Below are 18,960 nucleotides of genomic sequence, written 5' to 3'. Positions count from 1 at the left end.
GGTCAGGCGAGTTGATCGGCATCGAAGCTCCCCGCGCTCCAGCGCTCACGGCACTCGGCGCGCTTGATCTTGGCGCTGGAGGTGTACGGCAGGACGCCGGGCCGCAGCAGTCCCACCTCGCTCACCCGCACGCCGTGCTCGGCGGTCACCGCGCGGCGTACCGCCGCCTCGATCTCGGTGGCCCGCACCGCACCGCGCGGTACCTCGGCGCCCTCCGCGACCGGGCCGCGCAGCACCGGGTTGCGGCGCTGGATCTCCACCAGCACCACCAGCTTCTCCTTGCCGCCGTCGTCCACCGAGAACGCGGCGCAGCGGTCCTCGCGCAGGGCGGGATGGCTGCGCGAGACGGCCGCCTCGATGTCGTGCGGGTAGTAGTTGAGGCCGTCCAGGATGATGACGTCCTTGCGCCGGCCGGTGATGAACAGCTGGCCCTCGTACAGGAAGCCCAGGTCCCCGGTGCGCAGGAACACCAGCTCCGGGTCCTGCGGCAGCCGGGCCCGGAAGGTCTCCTCGGTGATCGCGGGCGCGTCCCAGTAGCCGGAGCCCACGCTGTACCCGGAGACGTACACCTCGCCGATCTCGTCGTCCGCGCACGGCTCACCGGTCGCCGGGTTCACCACCCGCAGCGTCAGCGAGGGCTGGATCTGGCCGCAGCCCACCAGCTGCCGCGCTCTGGCGCCCCCGGCGGCCGGCCGCACCCGGCCCGCCACCAGGGCGTCCGCGTCGAAGGACCGGATGACCGGCTCCTCGGGCGCGGGGCCGCCGCTGACCATCACCGTGGACTCGGCCAGCCCGTAACAGGGGAAGAACGTCTCGCGGCGGAATCCGGCGGGGGCGAACTTCTCGCTGAACCGCTCCAGGGTCTCCGGCCGCACCGGTTCCGCGCCGACCGCCGCCAGCCGCCAGCCGGACAGGTCCAGCTTCGCGATCTGCTCCGGGCCGATCCGGCGCACGCACAGCTCGTAGGCGAAGTTCGGCGCCACCGAGATGGCGTCGCCCCGGTCGGAGATCGCCCGCAGCCAGTTGAACGGGTGCTGCACGAACGCCAGCGGCGGCATGAGGGTGGCCTCGAAGCCGGCGAACAGCGGCTGGAACACCGCGTTGACCAGACCCATGTCGTGGAAGAGCGGCAGCCACAGCACCACCGGCGGCGGCTGCTGACCCTCCTGCAGGTCCCCGCGCGCGCCGTTGGTGTGAATCAGCGCCAGGTTGTCCAGCACGTTGGCGTGGGTGAGCATCACGCCCTTGGGCAGCCCGGTGGATCCGGAGGAGTACTGGAGGTACGCCACCGTCCCGCGGTCGATGTCCGGCGCCCGCCACTGGCTCGCCGCCGCCGGGTCCACCGTGTCGGTGGCCAGCCGTACGACACCCTCCAGCGCCCGCGCCACCTGCTCGGAGCCGGCCAGCTTCGCCAGCACGCCGGTGGTGCTCAGGAACACCGCCGGGCGCGAGGACGCCAGCACCGCGTCGAGCCGGTCGGTCCTGGCGCCGTCCCGGCCGATCTCCACCGGCGGGATCGGCACCGCGATCATGCCCGCGTACAGCGCGCCGAAGAAGGCCGGGACGAAGTCGAGCCCGGGGCCGTAGTTCAGCAGCACCCGGTCACCGGGTTCGGCGAGCCGCAGCAGTTCCACCGCGATGGCCCGGGCCCGCAGATCGACCTGCGCCGGGGTGAGGGACGCGCTTTCCTCCACCCCGTTCTCCAGGAAAGAGAAATAGACGCGGTCGGGCTCCTCGGCCGCCCGCGTGCGGCACATGTCGACCAGGGTGAGCCAGCCCGGTTCTTCGTCCTGCGACGCGGGTGCGCCGGCGACATCGGGGGAAACAGTGCCCTGCACCATGCCTGACCTCTCATCCGAGGAGCGGTGAATTCATATCGACCGGAATTCCGGGGGCGAGCGGTGGCCATCTTAGGCAAGCGGCACAGGGGCCCGGCAACCGTCCTTGGAAGAGGTTCGGATCCGTCTTTGGAATGAGCCGAAAGCCCTCTGCGGGAGGGGCGTTATTCGTCCTTGAGCGGCTATTTTCCGGACGCCGCCGTCCGTACGCTTCTGGGTCACAGGCGCACCGGTCGACACGGAATTCCCGAGAAAGGGTTGTGCTGTGCTGGACCAACGTGAACACGTACGCCCCGAAGTGGTGGTGACCGGCGTGGGAGCCACCACCCCGCTCGGCGGGGACGTCCCCACCAGCTGGTCGGCGCTGCTGGCCGGCGAATCGGGCGTCACCGCCCTGGAGACCCCCTGGGCCGAACAGCTGCCGGTGCGGATCGCCGGCGTGCTGCGCAAGGACCCCTCCGAGATCGTCGACCGGGTGCAGCGCCGCCGCCTGGACCGCAGCCAGGAGGCCGCCCTGGTGGCGGCCCGCGAGGCCTGGGCCGACGCGGGCGCCCCCGAGGTCGACCCCGAACGGCTGGCCGTCGTGGTGGGCACCGGCATCGGCGGCGCGCTCACCATGCTCGATCAGGACGACCGCCTCGAAGAGCTGGGGCCCCGGCTGCTGTCCCCGTTCACCATCCCGCGGCTGATGCCCAACGGCGCCGCCGCCGTCGTCTCCCTCGAACTCGGCGCCCGGGCCGGCACCCACGCGCCCACCAGCGCCTGCGCCTCGGGCGCCGAGGCCCTGGCGGCAGCCGCCGCCCTCATCCGCTCCGGGCGCGCCGATGTCGTCGTGGCGGGCGGCACCGACGCCTGTCTGCACCCGCTGTCCATCGGCGGCTTCGCCCGGATGGGAGCGCTGTCCACCCGCAACGACACCCCCGAACTCGCCTCCCGCCCCTTCGACCGGGACCGGGACGGCTTCGTCATGGCCGAGGGCGCCGGGATCGTCGTGCTGGAGCGTGCGGAGTTCGCCCGCGCCCGCGCCGCGCGCCCCTACGCCGTGCTGGCGGGCGCCGGAGTCACCTCCGACGCCCACGACATGACCACCCCCGACACCCGGGGCCAGGTCAGGGCCATCGCCGCGGCCCTGGAGGACGCCGGCCTCACCCCCTCCGACATCACCCACGTCAACGCGCACGCCACCGGGACCCCGGCCGGCGACATCACCGAGGCCCGCGGCATCGCCCAGGCGGTCGGCACCCACCCGGCCGTCACCGCCACCAAGTCGGCCACCGGCCATCTGCTGGGTGCGGCCGGCGCCGTGGAGGCCATCTTCACCGTGCTCTCCCTGCGGCACGCGCTGATCCCGGCCACCCGCAATCTCACCGACACCGCGCCCGAGGTGGAACTCGACCTCGTCACCGGGGATCCCCGCCCCGCCCCGGTCGCCGCCGCGCTGTCCACGTCCTTCGGCTTCGGCGGCCACAACGTGGTGCTGACCTTCAGGAGCGCATCGTGAAGCCCGACATCCTGGCCGAACTGGAACCGGTCGTCGCCCGGAACCTCGACCGCCACCTGTCCATCGCCAAGGAGTGGATGCCGCACGAGTACGTCCCCTGGGAGGAGGGCCGGGACTTCACCGAACAGCCCTGGCACCCCGACCAGTCCCGGCTCACCCCGCAGGCGCGGATCGCCCTGGAGGTCAACCTCCTCACCGAGGACAACCTGCCCAGCTACCACCGGGAGATCGCCAACCGGTTCGGCCGGGACGGGGCCTGGGGCACCTGGGTGGGCCGCTGGACGGCGGAGGAGGGCCGGCACGCCATGTGCATCCGGGACTACCTCCTGGTCACCCGGGCGCTGGACCCCGACCAGCTGGAGGCGGAGCGGATGGCGGTGATGCAGGCCGGCCACCACAGCGAACGGATGGGCGCCGTCGAATCACTGGCCTACGTCTCGTTCCAGGAACTCGCCACCCGTATCGCCCACCGCAACACCGGACGGTTCGTCGACGACCCCATCGCCGACCAGTTGCTGACCCGGGTCGCCGCGGACGAGAACCTGCACATGGTCTTCTACCGCTCACTGGTATCCGCGGCGCTGGAGATCGATCCCTCGGAAACGGTGCGGGCCATCGCCAAGGAAATCACCTCCTTCGCCATGCCGGGCACCATGATCCCGAATTTCAGCCGCAAATCGCTGGTGATCGCAAAATCCGGAATCTACAACCTGCGCATTCACCACGACGAGGTGGTGCGCCCCATGCTGAAACACTGGCGGGTCTTCGATATCGAAAAGCTCGATGCCACCGCTGAGCAGGCCCGTGAACAGCTCGCCGTCCATCTCGACATCCTCCAGGCCCAGGCCGAAAGGCAGCAGGAGCGATTCGCCGAATCCGCCGCATCACGCCGGGCCCGTACCACGCACTGACCCAACCGCCCACGGCAGAACCGGGAGCACATCATGTCCGAGCAGTCCATCCTCACCTCGGTGGCCGGCATCGTCGAGGAGATCGGCGGGGTCCCCGCCGCCGACGTCACCCCCGACAAGGACCTCGTCCAGGACCTGAACATCGACTCGCTGGCGCTCATCGAGATCGCGGTCGCGGTGGGGGAGGAGTTCAAGATCGAGCTGAGCGACGACGAACTGAAGGAACTGCGCACCGTCCAGGACGTCGTCCAGCACATCGAGAAGGGCCTGGCCGCCCTGTGACACCCGCCCCCCACTGACCACCACCACCGTTCACGAGCGGCCGGCCTTCCGCCGGCCGCTCCGCGTTTGCCGTCCCGTCCGTGCCGCCGGCGGCCCTGTGGATCTCCGCAGCCCGGCCGGGGAGCTGTCCGCAGGGCGCCCGCGCGTCACGATGCGTAGTCTGTCGATACCGGAAGGGGGCGGCCGGCCCCGAGGGAACCGACGACGTCACGGAGAGACAGTTCGTGAGCCATAGCGGTGGATTCATCCCGATCGTGGCCGTGTACCTGCTGGTGGGGCTCATCGTGTACGCCGGAAGCACCGGCCTGCACAGCATGGTGATCCCCGCCGAGACCGCCGCCCTGTTCGCCGGGGCGGCCGGCGGCGGCGCGCTGGCCCCGGCCGTCGATGTCCCGATCGCCGCCATGATCGCCGTGGTCGGGCTGTCGGGTATCGCCGCCAGCGCGGCCGCCTACACCGACGGCCACCGGCTGGGGCCGCCCGCCCTGGGCTGGCGGGTGCTCATCGTGCGCCGTGAACGGCTGCTCCAGGCCCACCGGTTCCTGGACCACCGCGCCCGCTCGGCGCTCTTCCTGGGCCCCTTCACCGGCTTCCGCCGCCAGGTGCTCCCGGCGCTGGCCGGCATCACCTCGCTGCCCTACCCCCGCTTCCTTGCCTGGACGGGTCTGGGCACCGCGGTGTGGACGGTGCTGTTCGTGGGCCTCGGCCGGCTCGCCTCCCAGCACGCGCAGGGCGCAACCCGGTTCACCGTCACGCTCTTCCTGTTCGCGGTGCTCTCGCTGGTCGCCGCCGACATCACGCTGTGGCGGCTGCGCACCCGGTGAACTCTGCCCCCGCCCGCAACCCCGGGCCCGCTCAGGGCACCAGGACCAGCCACAGCAGGAACGCGTTCAGCGCGATGACGGCCGCCGCGATCCCCCCGTACACCACCGTCACCGGCCGCGAGTTGGCGAACCGCCCCATCACCGAGCGGTCCCTGGTGATCAGCAGCAGCGGCACCAGTGCCGGGGCGATCCCGAAGGACAGCACCACCTGGGACAGGATCAGCGCCTGCGTGGGATCCCATCCCGCCACGGCGATCAGCACCGCCGGCGCCATCGTGATGCCGCGTCGCACCACCAGCGGAATCCGCGCCCCGGTGAACCCCTCCATGACGATCTGCCCGGACAGCGTCCCGATGCCCGAGGAGGAGAGCCCGGCCGCGAGCAGCGCCAGGGCGAACACCAGCGCCGCCAGGGGCCCCACCCACGCGCCCAGCGCGGCGTGCGCGTCCTCCAGCGAGGCCACCTGGAACAGCCCGGAGCCGTGGAACGCCCCGGCGGCCACGATGAGCATCGACGCGTTGATCACCCCGGCCAGGGTCAGCGCCACCAGCACATCCAGCCGCTCGGCGCGCAGCGCCCGCTCGATCTCCCGGTCGTTGCCGGCCACATGGCGGTGCCGCACCAGCGCCGAGTGCAGATAGATGGCGTGCGGCATGACCGTGGCGCCCACGATGCCCAGCGCCAGCAGCGTCGCCCGCTGATCGGCGGCGCCCGGCACCAGACCCGACACCAGCGCCCCACCGTCCACGCCCGAACGCAGCATCAGATAGCCGAAGCCGGCGCACATCAGGCACAGCATCGCGGCGATGGCCATCTCGAACGGGCGGTGCCGCCTGGCCTGGACGCCCAGCATCAGATACGACAGGGCGCCCGTGAGGCACACCGCGGCCGGCAGCGGTATCCCGAACAGCAGGTCCAGCGCCACCGCCGTGCCCATGAACTCGGCGATGTCGGTGGCCATCGCCATCACCTCGGCCTGCAGCCACAGCGCTCGGGTGGTGCGCGGCCGGTACCGCTCCCGGCACGCCTCGGGCAGCGAACGGCCGGTGACGATGCCCAGCTTCGCCGACAGGAACTGCACCGGCATCGCCACCAGGCCCGCGGCGATCACCACCCACAGCAGGCTGTAGCCGTAGCTGCTGCCGCCCTCGATGTTGGTGGCGAAGTTGCCCGGGTCCACATAGGCCACCGCGGCCACGAAAGCCGGGCCAAGCGCCCGCAGGGCCGTCACCGGTACGACGGCGGGCCGCCGGCGCCGTACCGGCCGTGGGGTGCTCATCGCCCGCCGCCCGCCCGGCTCAGCCGGCCAGGAAGCGGCGCGGGTTGTCCACCAGCATCCGCTGGATGTCCGCCTCGTCGACCCCCAGCTCGCGCAGCCGAGGCAGCACGGTGTCGCTCAGGTGGGTGAAGTTCCACTCGGGCAGGCCCCTGGCCTTCACCGCGTCGGGGTCGGGCGCCAGGTAGTCGGGGAAGCAGTGCGCGTCGTGCGAGAGCACCATCCGGTCCGCGTAGCCGCGCGCGGCCAGCGCGGCAACGGTGGCGGCCCGTTCCTCGGTGCCGCCGAACAGCGACAGGCCGAACCGGTCCATGCCCAGCGTCGCCCCGCGGTCCGCCAGTTCCATCAGATAGTCCAGGTCGGTGCTGTCCCCGGCATGGCCGATCAGCACCCGGCTCAGGTCCACCGACTCCTTGGCGAACAGGTCCAGGGCCGGCAGCCCGGCCCGGCTGCCGCTGTCGGTGTGCACGCTGATCGGCGCCCCGGTCTCCCGGTGCACGGCCGCCACCGCGCGGGCCACCCGCTCCACCCCGGGCACCAGGCCCGGCGCCTCCACACAGCACTTGAGCAGCGCGGCGCGCACCCCGCTGTCCGCGATCTGGTCGGTGATGTCCTTGGTGAAGTCGGCGATCATCGGGTCCGGCTGGTCCAGCAGCAGCCCAGGGCCCCGGAAGGCGTAGTGCTGCGGCACCGCGTCGAAGGTGTACAGGCCGGTGGTCACCACGATGTTCAGTTCCGGCACCCGCTCGGCGACCCGCCGGATGAGACGGATGTCCCGGCCGATGCCCTGCACCGTCTGGTCCACCAGGGTGCGGATCCCGCGCGCCGCCACCTCCCGCAGCTTGCGCGCCGCGTCCTCCACGCGTTCCTCCTCGTCCCACCAGGCGCCCACGCCGTAGTCACGCACGTACTCCGGGGACAGTACGAACAGATGCTCGTGCATCAGGGTGGGGCCGAGGTCCTCGGGCGCGACGGAACCGAGCACGGTGGGTATGCGGGACACACGGGACATGCGGGACTCCTTGGCGGTGGGTGGAGGAAAGCGCGCGGTAGGGGGAGCGGTAGAACGGTCGGCGGGCGGTGGTCCTACGAGCCGTCGCGCACCGTGCGGCGCAGCGGCACCGCGGGGATGAACCAGGCCAGCAGCAGCATGGCCGCGGCGAACGGGATCGCGGCGGCGAACACCAGATGGATCGAGTCGGCGAACGCCTCGGCCACCGCGGGGCGCGCCGACTCCGCTATGCCGCCGGTGTGATGGGCGATCGCGTTGTACGCGTCGTCGGGGTCGATGCCCGGCGCCGCCTGCGGTAGCGCGTCCCGCAGCCCGCGCAGCATCAGCGCGCTGAACAGCGCGGTGCCCACCGCGCCGCCCAGCGCCCGGAAGAACATGGTGGCGGCCGTGGCGGTGCCCAGATCGGCGTGCGGTACGGCGTTCTGCACGATGAAGACCATCAGCTGCATGTGCAGCCCCACCCCCACCCCCAGCAGCGCCAGCGGGATGAACAACTGCCACAGCGGGGTGTGCGCCTCCAGCAGCGTCAGCCCGCCGAACCCGGCCAGCACCAGCAGCGAACCGGCGATGGGGAACCGCCGGTAGCGGCCGGTCGCCGACACCCGGATCGCGGCCGTCATCCCGGCGCCGACCGCCAGCCCCATCGTCGGCACCAGCACGAGGCCGGCGACGGTCGGCCCGGTGCCCCGGCTCACCTCGACGAACTGCGGGACGTACACGATCGTGCCGAACAGCGCGATCCCCAGCAGCCCGGAGGACGGCACCCCCAGCGCGAACACCGGGTTGCGGAACAGCCGCGGCGGCAGCACCGGTTCGGCCGCGCGCCGCTCCTGGAACCAGAACAGCGTGCCCAGCAGCACCGCCGCCGCGCCCAGGCCCAGGATCTGCGGCGACCCCCAGGCGTACTCGGTGCCGCCCCACACCGTCACCAGCAGCAGCGCGGTGACGGCGGCGGCCAGCAGCGCGGCCCCGGTGTAGTCGATGGCGGGGCGTGGCCTGCGCGGGGTGTGGCTCACCCGGAAGAAGAGATACGTGATGACCAGACACAGCACCCCCAGCGGCACGTTCACGTAGAAGATCCAGCGCCAGCTCACGTGCTCGGCGAACACCCCGCCCAACAGCGGCCCGCCCATGCTGCCGATCGCGAACACCCCGCCCGTGTACCCCTGCACCCGGCCGCGCTCGGAGGCGGGCACCAGGTCGGCGAAGCCGGAGGTGGCCAGGTTCATCAGGCCGCCTCCGCCCAGACCCTGGAGCGCGCGCATCGCGATCAGCATCTCGATGCTGGTGGCGGCGCCCGCCAGCGCCGAGGCGACCACGAAGATGGTCACCGCGACGAGGAACGTGCGCCGCCGTCCGTACAGATCACCGAGCTTGCCGTGGATCGGGGCCGACGCCACCGTGGTGATCAGATAGGCCGTCACCACCCACGACAGGGACCCGGTGGCGTGGAACTCGCGGGCGATGGCGGGCAGCGCCGTCGCCACGATGGTCTGGTCGAGCACCGCGAGCAGCAGTGCCATCGCGAGCCCGCTCAACGCCACCTTGGTACGGCGGGGCAGTCGCCCGGGGCCTTCCTCCGTGCTGACAGCCGTGGCTGTCTCGCTCCTGGTCACGCGGAACCGGCCTTCCCTGGAAAGGACGCTGAGCGCACTCCATGCTAGGGAAATCGGCAGATGTGCTCATCGGCCCCCGGACGGAATCCCGTTCATTCTCCGGTCGGTTTCCGCACCGCCTCGGGAATGAGTGCGGAAGGCCGCCGGAATGCCCCGGGGTGAATTCAGGAATCGCCCGACGGCCGTACCCGCACCGTTCCGTCCCGGGTGGTGATGGAGACCGTACGGGGGGATTCGGGGCGCGAGGCGAGCGCGATGTCCGCGGCGCCGCCGCGCTGTGCGACCTCCAGGGCGTACCCCTCGGGCGGCTCGGGCAGCGCCAGGTCGACCGAGCCGTCCCGGGAGGAGACCCGCACCTCGGGCGGCGCGGCGGCGAAGCCCAGCGACACATCCCCGTTCCGGGTGGAGACCTGGGCCGGACCGGCCAGGCCGGTGCCCGTCACCGCGCCCTCGCGGGTGTGCAGCAGCACCGGGCCCGCGCTGTCGAAGACCTCCACGGCGCCCTCGCCGCCCGCCACCTCCACGCCGCCGGCCACCCCGGTCACCCGGACCGCGCCGCCGGCCGAGACCCGCACGGCGGCCGTTACCGGCACCGTCAGCGTCACCGAGGAGTCGCAGCCGCGCCCCGGCAGCCCGGCGCAGCGCACCGACAGCCGCAGCGTGTCGCCGTCCGACTCCTCGATCACCCGAGGCTCCAGCAGCGACCAGCTCAGCTCCCACCGGGCCCGTACGGCGTCGGCCGCCGGATCGGCCCGGACCGTGACCGCGTTCCCCGCGCTGATCTCGATCCGCGCGAACTCCCCGCTGTGGACGGTCTCCTGCTGCCCGCTGGTCCGGGTGAGGTGCGAGGCGATGAACACGCTCAGGAACAGCACCACGCACGCCGCCGCGAGCCCGCCGGTGACCAGCAGCCTGCGGTCCGGCGCCGGGTGCCCCGGCGGGCCCTCCCGTACGGTGCCGGCCGGCCCGGCCGCGCCCGCGTCCCGGCCCGCGCCGGTCTCCGTGCCCCCGTCCGCGCGCGTCATGACTTCAGATAGTGGACCACGGCCAGAATGCGCCGGTGCGAACCCTCCGCCATGTCCAGGCCCAATTTGCGGAAAATGGAATTGACATGCTTCTCCACCGCGCTGCTGGAGACATACACCTGCCGCGCGATGGAATCATTGGTGTGCCCCTCGGCCATCAGTGAGAGCACCCGCGATTCACGCTCGGTGAGCGTGCTGAGCGGATCGGTGCGCCTGCTGCGCGCGAACAACTGCCGGATGACCACCGGGTCCAGCGCCGTGCCGCCCTGCGAGACCCGCTCCAGGGCGTCCATGAACTCCTCGACCCGGGCGACCCGGTCCTTCAGCAGATAGCCGATGCCCCCGGCGTCATGGGTGAGCAACTCGGTGGCGTACCGCTCCTCCACGTACTGCGACAGCACCAGCACGCCCATCGAGGGCCAGCGCTGACGCATCAGCAGCGCCGCCTTCAGCCCCTCGTCGGTGTGGGTCGGCGGCATCCGCACATCCACCACCGCCACGTCCGGGGTGTGCTTCTCCACCTCCGTGATCAGCTCGACCGCGTCGCCGGCCCGGCCCACCACCTCGTGCCCCTCGTCCTCCAGCAGCCGCGCCACCCCCTCGCGCAGCAGTACGGAATCCTCGGCGATCACGACGCGCACGGCAACTCCACGGTCATCACGGTGGGCCCGCCCACCGGACTGGTCACGGACATCTCACCCTCGACGGCGGAGACCCTGCGCATCAGCCCCGAAAGCCCCGCCCCCGAGGTGTCCGCGCCGCCCACTCCGTCGTCCTCGATCACTATGAGAGCACGCTCGCCCTCCGCGCGGATGGTGACCCGGATGAGATCGGCCGCCGCGTGCTTGGCCGCGTTGGTGACCGCCTCCGACACCGCGAAGTACGCCACCGGTTCGATCCCCGGCGGCAGCCGCCACGGAAGCCGGTAGTCGATGCGCACCGGCACCGCGGAGCGTTCGGCCAGCGCGGACAGCGCCGCGTCCAGTCCGCGGTCATCAAGAATGGCCGGATACACCCGCCAGGCCACGTCGCGCAGTTCGGTCAGCGCCTGGAGCGCGTTCTCGTGCGCCCGGTCCAGGGAGGGCAGCAGGTCCACGCCCGGCCGCTTGCCGTCCGCCACCCGGCTCGCGGTGCGCCGCGCGCTCGCCAGCAGCAGGGCCAGCGCCACCAGTTGCTGCTGCACCCCGTCGTGCAGATCCCGCTCGATGCGCCGCCGCTCGGCGTCCACCGCCTCCACCACCGAGGCCCGCGAGCGGATCAGCGCCCGTACCCGGGCCGCCAGCCGGGCCGGTTCGCCCGGCCCCAGCAGCCGGTGCGCGGTCCTGGCGTCCCACTGCGCCAGCGCGTGCGCGATCCACGGCGCCAGCGCCAGCGCGACGGCCCCGGCCAGCACCCGGACCGCCTCGCCCAGGAACTGCGGATCGGCGCGGTACAGCGGCGCGGTCACCAGCGCCACACCGAAGGACCAGCACAGCAGCACCGCGGCGCCCACCGGCAGACCGACCGTCACCCGGGACACCAGCCAGGAGTGGGTGCGCCGCTCGGTGTCGGCCAGCACCTCGTGGTACGCCTCGGCGCCGGCGTCACCGGCGGGCCGCCCGGCGCGCGGCGGGGGGGACGGCGGCGGCCGGGTCCGGCACCTCGGCGACGCCGCACGAGCGCAGCCTGGCCCGTTCGGCCCGTCCGGCACGCAGCAGGATGTCCTGGCGCAGCCGGAACCCGGCCCGGCGCCACCGCCGGTGCCCGGTCACAGGCAGCGCGATCAGGGTCACCAGCGCCACCACGCCCGCCACCACGTCCAGCAGGGCGTGCACCGTACGGGCCAGCGCCATGGCGGCGGCCTGCCGCCATCGCCCGCTCATCCCGCGCTCCCGACCGTGCCCGCCGACAGCGGCGCGACGGTGCGGGGGACTGCGGCGACCGGCGGCCGGCCCGGAGCGCGGCGCCGCCGGGCGAGCAGCCACCACACCCCGCCGATCGCGCCCGCCCCCGCGCCCAGCACCCACACCGGGGCCGGCCCGGAGGCCGCGCTGTGTCCGCCGTATCCCAGGGACACGTACAGGCCGGTCCAGCTCACCTCGGCCAGCACGGCGAACGCCGCGTAGCGGGCCGCCGGATAGCCGCTCAGCCCGGCCGCCGCCGCGCCGGTCGCCCGGCCGCAGGGCACGAAACGCAGCGGCACCAGAAAGGCACCGCCGCGCCGTAACCGGGCCGAGGCCGCGCCGATCAGCCCGGCCAGCTGTTCCCGGCGGGCGGCGGCGATCAGCGGCCAGGCCCGCTCCCGCGTCCGGCCGCGCAGCCGCCGTGCCGTGCCGTACAGTCCGAGATCGCCGGTGAGCGTGCCCGCCAGCACGGCGCCCGCCACCAGCGGCAGCGACAGGTCGCCGCGTGCCGCCAGCGCCCCGGCGACCACCACGAGGGTGCCGTTGGGCGCCAGCGGCGCGGCGGTGGCCAGAAACAGCACCGCGTACGCCCACGGTTCGGCGTGGCCGGCCGCCGTCGCCAGGGTGTCCGCGTCCACCGTCGGGTGCTCCTCTCCGGCCGTCCCGCCGGCGGCGGGTCCTTGCCGTGTGCCAGTCTGCCAGCGGCCGTCGGGCCCGGCCATGGGGCTGGGCGGCCGGTGCCGTGCGGTGCCGCGCACCCCCGTACTGCGGAGTACCACAGTGCCGCTCAGTGCGGGGTCAAGCCCTTGCGGTGGGCGAGGATCCCGGCCTGGAGCCGGTCGCGCAGCCCCAGTTTGGACAGCACATTCGAGACATGGGACTTCACGGTGGCGATGGTCAGGCTCATCTCCTGGGCGATCTCGTTGTTGGACATGCCCAGCGCGATCCCCTTGAGCACCTCCACCTCGCGTTCGCTCAGCTCGGAGAAGGCGCCGCCGTGCGGTCCGTTGGCGGGCGGCAGGATCTTGAAGCGGTCCAGCATGAGGGAGACCATCACCGGGCACAGGTACGCGTTGCCGCGCGCCACCGCCCGTACCGCCTCGATGAGTTCGTTCCGGGTGGTGGACTTCAGCAGGTAGCCGCGGGCGCCGAGCTTGAGGGCGCGGAAGAGGGACTCCTCGGTGTCCCGGCTGGTGATGACGATGAGCTTCGCGCGTAAACCCTGGGCCTGGGCGAGGATCTCCAGGGAGCGTTCCTGGCCGACCGTCAGATCCGTGAGGATCACATCGGGATCCGTTCTCTCCGCGGTCATCAGCGCGTCCCGGGGCGAATCCGTGACGGTCAGCAACTCCATTCCCTCCTCGTGGGTGAGGACGGCACTGAAGCCGTCCCGCGCCAGCCCCTCGTCGTCGACGAGAGCGATCCGAATGGTGCTGTGGTGCTCGTTACGCATGTGTTCTCCGTCGGGGAGTGGCACGAAAGGCGTGAAGCACAGCGCGCGATGCCGCATTCGGGCGCGCGCGCCCGAACTCCGCCCGCCTTGCCGGGAAAACGGCAGGTGCGAAGTCAACTCCTGGTCAGGGCCCCGTGATCGCATGACGCGATAACCGTGCGCCGGAGAGCTGTGAGGCCAGTTCGGTTGGGACGGTGTGTGGTCGGGACACCGCGCGTGGCAGTGATACCGGCGGAACTCGTGAGCGCTCGCTCATGACAGCACACCTGTGCGAACGCGGGCATCGCCGCTAAGGATGCATCCCCGCCCGCCCCATGCACTCTTGAGGATGATGCCGCCCCCGCCGGCGGTGGCCGCCCCTCCGCCGCCCGACGGAGCCCGCACCCGCCCCGCGGCTCCGTCACCGGTCCGCCCATGGGTGCCGAAGGTGCGGCCTTGAAGCGCCACGCGTCGTCAATGAGGATGACACCACCGCACACAGACCCGCCCGTGCACGGCAGCTGTTCTCGCGTCCTCCCCGACCAGGGGGACGCCGGCGGCATCTTCGCTCCCGCGGGGACGGGTCACGTGGCACGCGACCTTGGGGAAAAGGTGACGATGGGAACGGAGCGCCATGTGTCCGTGGTGATCGCGGACGACGAACCGGTGGTACGGGAGGGACTGCGGCTCATCCTGGAGACGCAGCGGGATCTGTGTGTTGTCGGCAGCGCGGGCGACGGCCTGCAGGCGGTGCGGCAGTGCGCCGAGCGCAGCCCGGACGTCCTGCTGCTGGACGTCCGCATGCCGCAGGGCGACGGCCTGTGGGTGCTCGCCGAGCTGGCTCGCCGCGGGCTGCTGGGGCACGGCGGCTGCCGGGTGCTGATGCTCACCACCTTCAGTCTCGACGAGTACGTGGACGAGGCCCTGGCGGGCGGGGCGAGCGGCTTCCTGCTCAAGAGCAGCTCCTACGAGGAGGTGCTCGCCGGGGTCAGGGCCGCCGCCCAGGGGGAGGGCTTCCTGAGCCCCAGCGTGACCCGGCGCATCATCGACGGCTACGTCAGGGGCCGGTCCGACCGTACGGTGGACGCCTCCGACGCGGCCCGGCTCGCCGGGCTGACCGCCCGTGAACGCGATGTGCTCCGGTTACTGGGGGAGGGCCTGAGCAACCTGGAGATCGCTCAGCGGCTCTCGGTGTCGGAACACACCGTCAAGTCCCATGTCTCCCGGCTGCTCAGCAAGACCGACTGCCGTGATCGCGGCCAGGCCGCCGCCCTGGTGCGCCGGGCCGGACCGTGCTGAACCGCCCCGGCGTTCAGGGCCGGTGCCCGCCGGCGCCGGCCGCCGCCCGTACCGCCGCCACCAGTTCCTCCCACGGCAGGCTCTTGAGCAGCACCCCGCGGGCCCCGTGCGCGACCGCGTCCGCCAGGTACCGGCCGCTGTCGAAGGTGGTGAGCATCAGCACCTGGATGCCGCCGGCCCCCACCAGCCCCCGGCCGGCCAGCGAGGACAGCACCCACAGCCCGTCGCCCCCCGGCATCCGCACATCCAGCAGCGCCACATCCGGCCGCAGCTCGGCGCACACGCGCAGCGCCGTCTGCCCGTCGGTCGCGATCCCCACGACCTCAAGGCCCTGCTGGGCGTGCAGGATCAGCTCCAGGCTCTCGCACATGGTGCGCTCGTCGTCGGCGATCACGACGGTGATCGGCCGCGGCTCCGCTCTCACCACGCCCGCGCCGCCCGCTCGGGAAGTGGCACGGACGCGGTGACCAGGAAACCGCCGTCCCCGGTGTCGCCGGAGGCGAACGCGCCGCCCAGCGCCGCCACCCGCTCCCGCATCCCCTGCAACCCGGTGCCCGCCCCCTGGACCGGCACCACCGGGTACGGGGAGGTCTCCGAGCGCACCGCGAGCCGCAGGGCGCTCTCCTCGACCGCCACCTCGATGTCCACCGCGCCGCCCGGCGCGTGCCGGCGCGCGTTGGCGAGGGTCTCCTGGACGATCCGATAACACGTCAGCTGCACGGGTTTGGGCAGGCCGGCGGGATCGCCGCGGGTCTCCAGCCGGACCGGGTTGCCGGCCTGCCGGGCGGATTCCATCAGGGCGGGCAGTTCGGCGAACGAGGGGGCGGGGGCCAGCGGGGCCTTCTCCGGCGTCCCGTTGCGCAGCACGCCGAGCAGCTCGCGCATCTCCACCGTCGCCTGCCGCCCGGCGGCGGCCAGTGCGTCCACCTGCCGGCTCGCCCACGGGGGCAGGTCACCGGATCTGGCGCGCATCGTCTCGGCGTGCACCACCAGCAGGGTCAGCGAGTGGGCCACCACGTCGTGCATGTCACGGGCGATCCGCACCCGCTCGGCCGCCGCCGCGCGCTCGGCCAGCAGGGTGTGCTCGCGCTGGGCGTCGGCGACCCGCTGCCGTACCGCCTTCAGGGTCAGCCGGTGGCTCTGCACCACGATGCCCAGCGCCCAGGCCACCGGCACCGGTGCCACGGTCGCGAACACGTCGGAGCCGCCGCGCCAGTCGGTGGTGGCGGTGGCGTGGTTGACCATCACCCCCAGGCAGACCGCGACGGTGCCGCCGCACAGCCCGGCCAGCGCGCGCGGCAGCGTGCAGTACGCGCCGACCGCGTACAGCGAGAACGCCAGCGGCAGCACCGCCAGATTGCCGAGCTGGACCTCCTGGGCCGCGCACCAGATCTCCACGGTGGCCAGCGTGAGCAGCATCCCGGCGAACCCGGTCAGCGGCCACCAACGCCTGATGAGCAGCCCGCAGAAGGCGATCGCGGAGTGGATCAGCAGGGCTGTCCAGGCGGCCTGGGAGTTGTCGGTGGTGGCCTGATCCAGCAGCGCCGGGGAGACGGCGGCGAGAGCGACCAGCGGATCGATGACGTGCGGCCTGTGCAGCGGGAACGAGGTCATCGCCCAGACAGTAGGGGCCGCGCCCTGAGGTGGCATCGCTCGAACGAATGAGTCTCCCGCCGGAAAAGGGGTGGCGTGCCCCGTCTCGCGGATGATCTCCCGGTCCGACCCCCGACTTTGCATGATCATGCGTATTTGTGCATACTCTTCCCATGTCCAAGGTCCTCACCTCCCTCCCCGCCGGCGAGCGCGTCGGCATCGCCTTCTCCGGTGGTCTCGACACCTCGGTCGCGGTCGCGTGGATGCGCGACAAGGGTGCCGTCCCGTGCACCTACACCGCCGACATCGGCCAGTACGACGAGCCCGACATCGCCTCGGTGCCCGGCCGCGCCAAGACCTACGGCGCCGAGATCGCCCGGCTGGTCGACTGCCGCGCTGCACTGGTGGAGGAAGGGCTCGCCGCGCTGGCCTGCGGGGCGTTCCACATCCGCTCGGGTGGTCGCGCGTACTTCAACACCACGCCGCTGGGCCGTGCCGTCACCGGCACCCTGCTGGTGCGCGCGATGCTGGAGGACGACGTCCAGATCTGGGGCGACGGCTCCACGTTCAAGGGCAACGACATCGAGCGCTTCTACCGGTACGGCCTGCTGGCCAACCCGCAGCTGCGGATCTACAAGCCGTGGCTGGACGCCGACTTCGTGACCGAGCTCGGCGGTCGCAAGGAGATGTCCGAGTGGCTGCTCGCACACGACCTGCCCTACCGCGACAGCACCGAGAAGGCGTACTCCACCGACGCCAACATCTGGGGCGCCACCCACGAGGCCAAGACCCTGGAGCACCTGGACACCGGGGTGGAGACCGTGGAGCCGATCATGGGCGTCCGGTTCTGGGACCCCTCGGTCGAGATCCCCACCGAGGACGTGACGATCGGCTTCGAGCAGGGCCGGCCGGTGACGATCAACGGCAAGGAGTTCGCCTCCTCCGTCGAACTGGTGATGGAGGCCAACGCCATCGGCGGCCGGCACGGCCTGGGCATGTCCGACCAGATCGAGAACCGGATCATCGAGGCCAAGAGCCGCGGCATCTACGAGGCGCCGGGCATGGCCCTGCTGCACGCCGCGTACGAGCGGCTGGTCAACGCGATCCACAACGAGGACACCCTTGCCCAGTACCACGCCGAGGGCCGCCGCCTGGGCCGGCTGATGTACGAGGGCCGCTGGCTGGACCCGCAGGCGCTCATGGTGCGCGAGTCCCTCCAGCGCTGGGTCGGCGCGGCCGTCACCGGCGAGGTGACGCTGCGGCTGCGGCGCGGCGAGGACTACTCGATCCTGGACACGACCGGCCCTGCCTTCAGCTACCACCCGGACAAGCTGTCCATGGAGCGCACCGAGGACTCGGCGTTCGGTCCGGTGGACCGCATCGGCCAGCTCACCATGCGCAACCTCGACATCGCCGATTCGCGCGCCAAGCTGGAGCAGTACGCCGGGATCGGCCTGATCGGTCCGGCGGGTCCGGCCACCGGCGCCGCCCAGGCCGCCGCCACCGGGCTGATCGGCGCCATGCCGGAGGGCGGGGCCGAGGCCATCGCCTCCCGCGGTGAGGTGTCCGGCGACGACGAGCTGCTGGACCGCGCCGCCATGGAGCTGGGCAACGACTGACCGGTGACGGGAAGCGGGGAGGGCCGGACGCCGCCGCGGCGTCCGGCCCTCCCTCGCGTTGTCCCGTTTCCGACCCCCGGCTCAGCCCAGCGGGTTGTCGAAGGCCGGCTCGGTGTTCAGCAGCGCGCTCAGATCGGCGCCGGGACCGTACTCCACCGGCGCGCGCCCGCGCCCGAAGAGCACCGCGCCGGCCGCGACGCCCCCGAGCGTCAGCCGCCCCTGATCGGCGCGCACCCAGGTGCCCTCGCGCAGCCCCAGCACCGGCACGTCGTTCTCCTCGTGGAACTCCGCGATCCGCTTCGCCCGGGTCTCGCCCATGTGGGTGCTGCCCGGCACCGGGTCCAGGTAGTGCGGATTGATCTGGAACGGCACCAGGCCCAGCGCGTCGAAGGACGGCGGCTGGACGATCGGCATGTCATTGGTGGTGCGCAGGGTGGGGCACGCCATGTTGGTGCCGGCGCTCGACCCCATGTACAGCGCCCCCGCCGCCACCTTCGCCCGGATCGCCGGGATCAGGCCGTGCCGGTGCAGCGCGGTCAGCAGCCGGAAGCTGTTGCCGCCCCCGATGAACACCGCGTCGGCCTCCTCCAGCAGCGCTGCGGGCCGGTCGGCGGTGTGCGCGCCCCGCACCTCCACCCCCAGCGGGGCCAGCGCCCCGGCGATCGCCGCCGTGTACGCGTCGTGGTCGGCCTGCGCGTAGGGCACGAACAGCATCCGGCGGGCGCTGCCGAGGGCGTCGGCGATCTCCGCACGGGCGTGTTCGAGGGGGCCGTGCCCGGGGGCGGTGGAGTTGGAGAGCAGCAGCAGGCGCACGGGGTGCTTCCTTCCGTGGTGGTGAGGCGGGTCGGG

At 72.6% G+C, this 18,960-nt stretch carries 19 protein-coding genes; 6 read left to right on the top strand and 13 right to left on the bottom strand.

Annotated elements, in window-relative coordinates:
* Positions 1-2: 2 nt before the first annotated feature.
* Positions 3-1,841 (bottom strand): fatty acyl-AMP ligase, encoded by a 1,839-nt coding sequence (locus H7827_RS00665; RefSeq protein ID WP_432741720.1) that lies wholly within the window; start codon positions 1,839-1,841, stop codon positions 3-5.
* 262 nt (positions 1,842-2,103) lie between these two features.
* Here H7827_RS00665 and H7827_RS00660 point away from each other — a divergent pair, with 262 nt between their 5' ends.
* From H7827_RS00660 to H7827_RS00645, 4 genes are all read left to right on the top strand, one after another.
* Positions 2,104-3,339, top strand: a complete 1,236-nt coding sequence (locus H7827_RS00660; RefSeq protein WP_432741718.1) for a beta-ketoacyl-[acyl-carrier-protein] synthase family protein — start codon at positions 2,104-2,106, stop codon at positions 3,337-3,339.
* Positions 3,336-4,250: an acyl-ACP desaturase gene (locus H7827_RS00655; RefSeq protein WP_432741716.1), complete on the top strand. Its 915-nt coding sequence runs from the start codon at positions 3,336-3,338 to the stop codon at positions 4,248-4,250. Before H7827_RS00660 ends, H7827_RS00655 begins: the two co-directional genes overlap by 4 nt.
* A 33-nt stretch (positions 4,251-4,283) precedes the next feature.
* Complete coding sequence (locus H7827_RS00650) at positions 4,284-4,532, top strand: acyl carrier protein (protein ID WP_200362399.1); 249 nt, start codon at positions 4,284-4,286, stop codon at positions 4,530-4,532.
* A gap of 224 nt (positions 4,533-4,756) precedes the next feature.
* Positions 4,757-5,356 carry a DedA family protein gene (locus H7827_RS00645; protein WP_432741713.1) on the top strand — a complete coding sequence of 200 codons (600 nt, stop codon included), beginning with the start codon at positions 4,757-4,759 and terminating at the stop codon, positions 5,354-5,356.
* 31 nt (positions 5,357-5,387) lie between these two features.
* On the opposite strand, the gene H7827_RS00640 is transcribed toward H7827_RS00645, so the two are convergent.
* From H7827_RS00640 to H7827_RS00600, 9 genes are all read right to left on the bottom strand, one after another.
* Entirely contained in the window at positions 5,388-6,635 is a 1,248-nt protein-coding gene (locus H7827_RS00640; protein WP_432741711.1) for an Nramp family divalent metal transporter, read from the bottom strand.
* A gap of 19 nt (positions 6,636-6,654) precedes the next feature.
* Positions 6,655-7,644, bottom strand: coding sequence for a phosphotriesterase family protein (locus H7827_RS00635; RefSeq protein ID WP_432741709.1), 990 nt, complete (start codon positions 7,642-7,644; stop codon positions 6,655-6,657).
* 74 nt (positions 7,645-7,718) lie between these two features.
* On the bottom strand, positions 7,719-9,260 hold the full coding sequence (locus H7827_RS00630; RefSeq protein ID WP_386539024.1) for an MDR family MFS transporter: 1,542 nt from the start codon (positions 9,258-9,260) through the stop codon (positions 7,719-7,721).
* Positions 9,261-9,424: 164 nt separating this feature from the next.
* Complete coding sequence (locus H7827_RS00625; RefSeq protein WP_432741704.1) at positions 9,425-10,285, bottom strand: hypothetical protein; 861 nt, start codon at positions 10,283-10,285, stop codon at positions 9,425-9,427.
* The gene (locus H7827_RS00620; RefSeq protein WP_386539020.1) at positions 10,282-10,926 is read right to left on the bottom strand and encodes a response regulator transcription factor; all 645 of its coding nucleotides are present in this window, start codon (positions 10,924-10,926) and stop codon (positions 10,282-10,284) included. Before H7827_RS00620 ends, H7827_RS00625 begins: the two co-directional genes overlap by 4 nt.
* Positions 10,914-11,975: a sensor histidine kinase gene (locus H7827_RS00615; RefSeq protein ID WP_432741702.1), complete on the bottom strand. Its 1,062-nt coding sequence runs from the start codon at positions 11,973-11,975 to the stop codon at positions 10,914-10,916. The genes H7827_RS00620 and H7827_RS00615 overlap by 13 nt, the downstream gene beginning before the upstream one ends.
* Positions 11,869-12,147, bottom strand: a complete 279-nt coding sequence (locus tag H7827_RS00610) for a hypothetical protein (protein WP_432741699.1) — start codon at positions 12,145-12,147, stop codon at positions 11,869-11,871. The genes H7827_RS00615 and H7827_RS00610 overlap by 107 nt, the downstream gene beginning before the upstream one ends.
* Complete coding sequence (locus H7827_RS00605; RefSeq protein ID WP_432741697.1) at positions 12,144-12,806, bottom strand: DedA family protein; 663 nt, start codon at positions 12,804-12,806, stop codon at positions 12,144-12,146. Before H7827_RS00605 ends, H7827_RS00610 begins: the two co-directional genes overlap by 4 nt.
* A gap of 149 nt (positions 12,807-12,955) precedes the next feature.
* Positions 12,956-13,621, bottom strand: coding sequence for a LuxR C-terminal-related transcriptional regulator (locus tag H7827_RS00600; protein ID WP_432741695.1), 666 nt, complete (start codon positions 13,619-13,621; stop codon positions 12,956-12,958).
* Between the two features lie 597 nt (positions 13,622-14,218).
* Here H7827_RS00600 and H7827_RS00595 point away from each other — a divergent pair.
* On the top strand, positions 14,219-14,899 hold the full coding sequence (locus H7827_RS00595; protein WP_200362383.1) for a response regulator: 681 nt from the start codon (positions 14,219-14,221) through the stop codon (positions 14,897-14,899).
* A 13-nt stretch (positions 14,900-14,912) separates the two neighbouring features.
* On the opposite strand, the gene H7827_RS00590 is transcribed toward H7827_RS00595, so the two are convergent.
* Positions 14,913-15,293 carry a response regulator gene (locus H7827_RS00590; RefSeq protein ID WP_386539012.1) on the bottom strand — a complete coding sequence of 127 codons (381 nt, stop codon included), beginning with the start codon at positions 15,291-15,293 and terminating at the stop codon, positions 14,913-14,915.
* 26 nt (positions 15,294-15,319) lie between these two features.
* Positions 15,320-16,513, bottom strand: a complete 1,194-nt coding sequence (locus H7827_RS00585) for a sensor histidine kinase (RefSeq protein WP_432741694.1) — start codon at positions 16,511-16,513, stop codon at positions 15,320-15,322.
* Between the two features lie 152 nt (positions 16,514-16,665).
* Here H7827_RS00585 and argG point away from each other — a divergent pair, with 152 nt between their 5' ends.
* Positions 16,666-18,111, top strand: coding sequence for an argininosuccinate synthase (gene argG / locus H7827_RS00580; protein WP_030737796.1), 1,446 nt, complete (start codon positions 16,666-16,668; stop codon positions 18,109-18,111).
* A gap of 81 nt (positions 18,112-18,192) precedes the next feature.
* Here argG and pepE read toward each other — a convergent pair whose 3' ends face one another.
* Positions 18,193-18,924 (bottom strand): dipeptidase PepE, encoded by a 732-nt coding sequence (pepE, locus tag H7827_RS00575; protein ID WP_432741691.1) that lies wholly within the window; start codon positions 18,922-18,924, stop codon positions 18,193-18,195.
* Positions 18,925-18,960: the final 36 nt, after the last annotated feature.

The sequence above is a fragment of the Streptomyces sp. JH002 genome, assembly GCF_050916115.1.
GTDB classification, from domain to species: Bacteria; Actinomycetota; Actinomycetes; order Streptomycetales; family Streptomycetaceae; genus Streptomyces; species Streptomyces xiamenensis.
This window is presented reverse-complemented; position numbering and strand designations above follow the sequence as displayed.

What these genes read in the sequence shown, in the direction of transcription:
- H7827_RS00665 (WP_432741720.1), bottom strand. Translation starts at nt 1,841, where the DNA reads ATGGTGCAGGGCACTGTTTCCCCCGATGTCGCCGGCGCACCCGCGTCG.
- H7827_RS00650 (WP_200362399.1), top strand. Translation starts at nt 4,284, where the DNA reads ATGTCCGAGCAGTCCATCCTCACCTCGGTGGCCGGCATCGTCGAGGAG.
- H7827_RS00640 (WP_432741711.1), bottom strand. Translation starts at nt 6,635, where the DNA reads ATGAGCACCCCACGGCCGGTACGGCGCCGGCGGCCCGCCGTCGTACCG.
- H7827_RS00635 (WP_432741709.1), bottom strand. Translation starts at nt 7,644, where the DNA reads ATGTCCCGTGTGTCCCGCATACCCACCGTGCTCGGTTCCGTCGCGCCC.
- H7827_RS00625 (WP_432741704.1), bottom strand. Translation starts at nt 10,285, where the DNA reads ATGACGCGCGCGGACGGGGGCACGGAGACCGGCGCGGGCCGGGACGCG.
- H7827_RS00610 (WP_432741699.1), bottom strand. Translation starts at nt 12,147, where the DNA reads ATGAGCGGGCGATGGCGGCAGGCCGCCGCCATGGCGCTGGCCCGTACG.
- H7827_RS00600 (WP_432741695.1), bottom strand. Translation starts at nt 13,621, where the DNA reads ATGCGTAACGAGCACCACAGCACCATTCGGATCGCTCTCGTCGACGAC.
- H7827_RS00595 (WP_200362383.1), top strand. Translation starts at nt 14,219, where the DNA reads ATGGGAACGGAGCGCCATGTGTCCGTGGTGATCGCGGACGACGAACCG.
- H7827_RS00585 (WP_432741694.1), bottom strand. Translation starts at nt 16,513, where the DNA reads ATGACCTCGTTCCCGCTGCACAGGCCGCACGTCATCGATCCGCTGGTC.
- argG (WP_030737796.1), top strand. Translation starts at nt 16,666, where the DNA reads ATGTCCAAGGTCCTCACCTCCCTCCCCGCCGGCGAGCGCGTCGGCATC.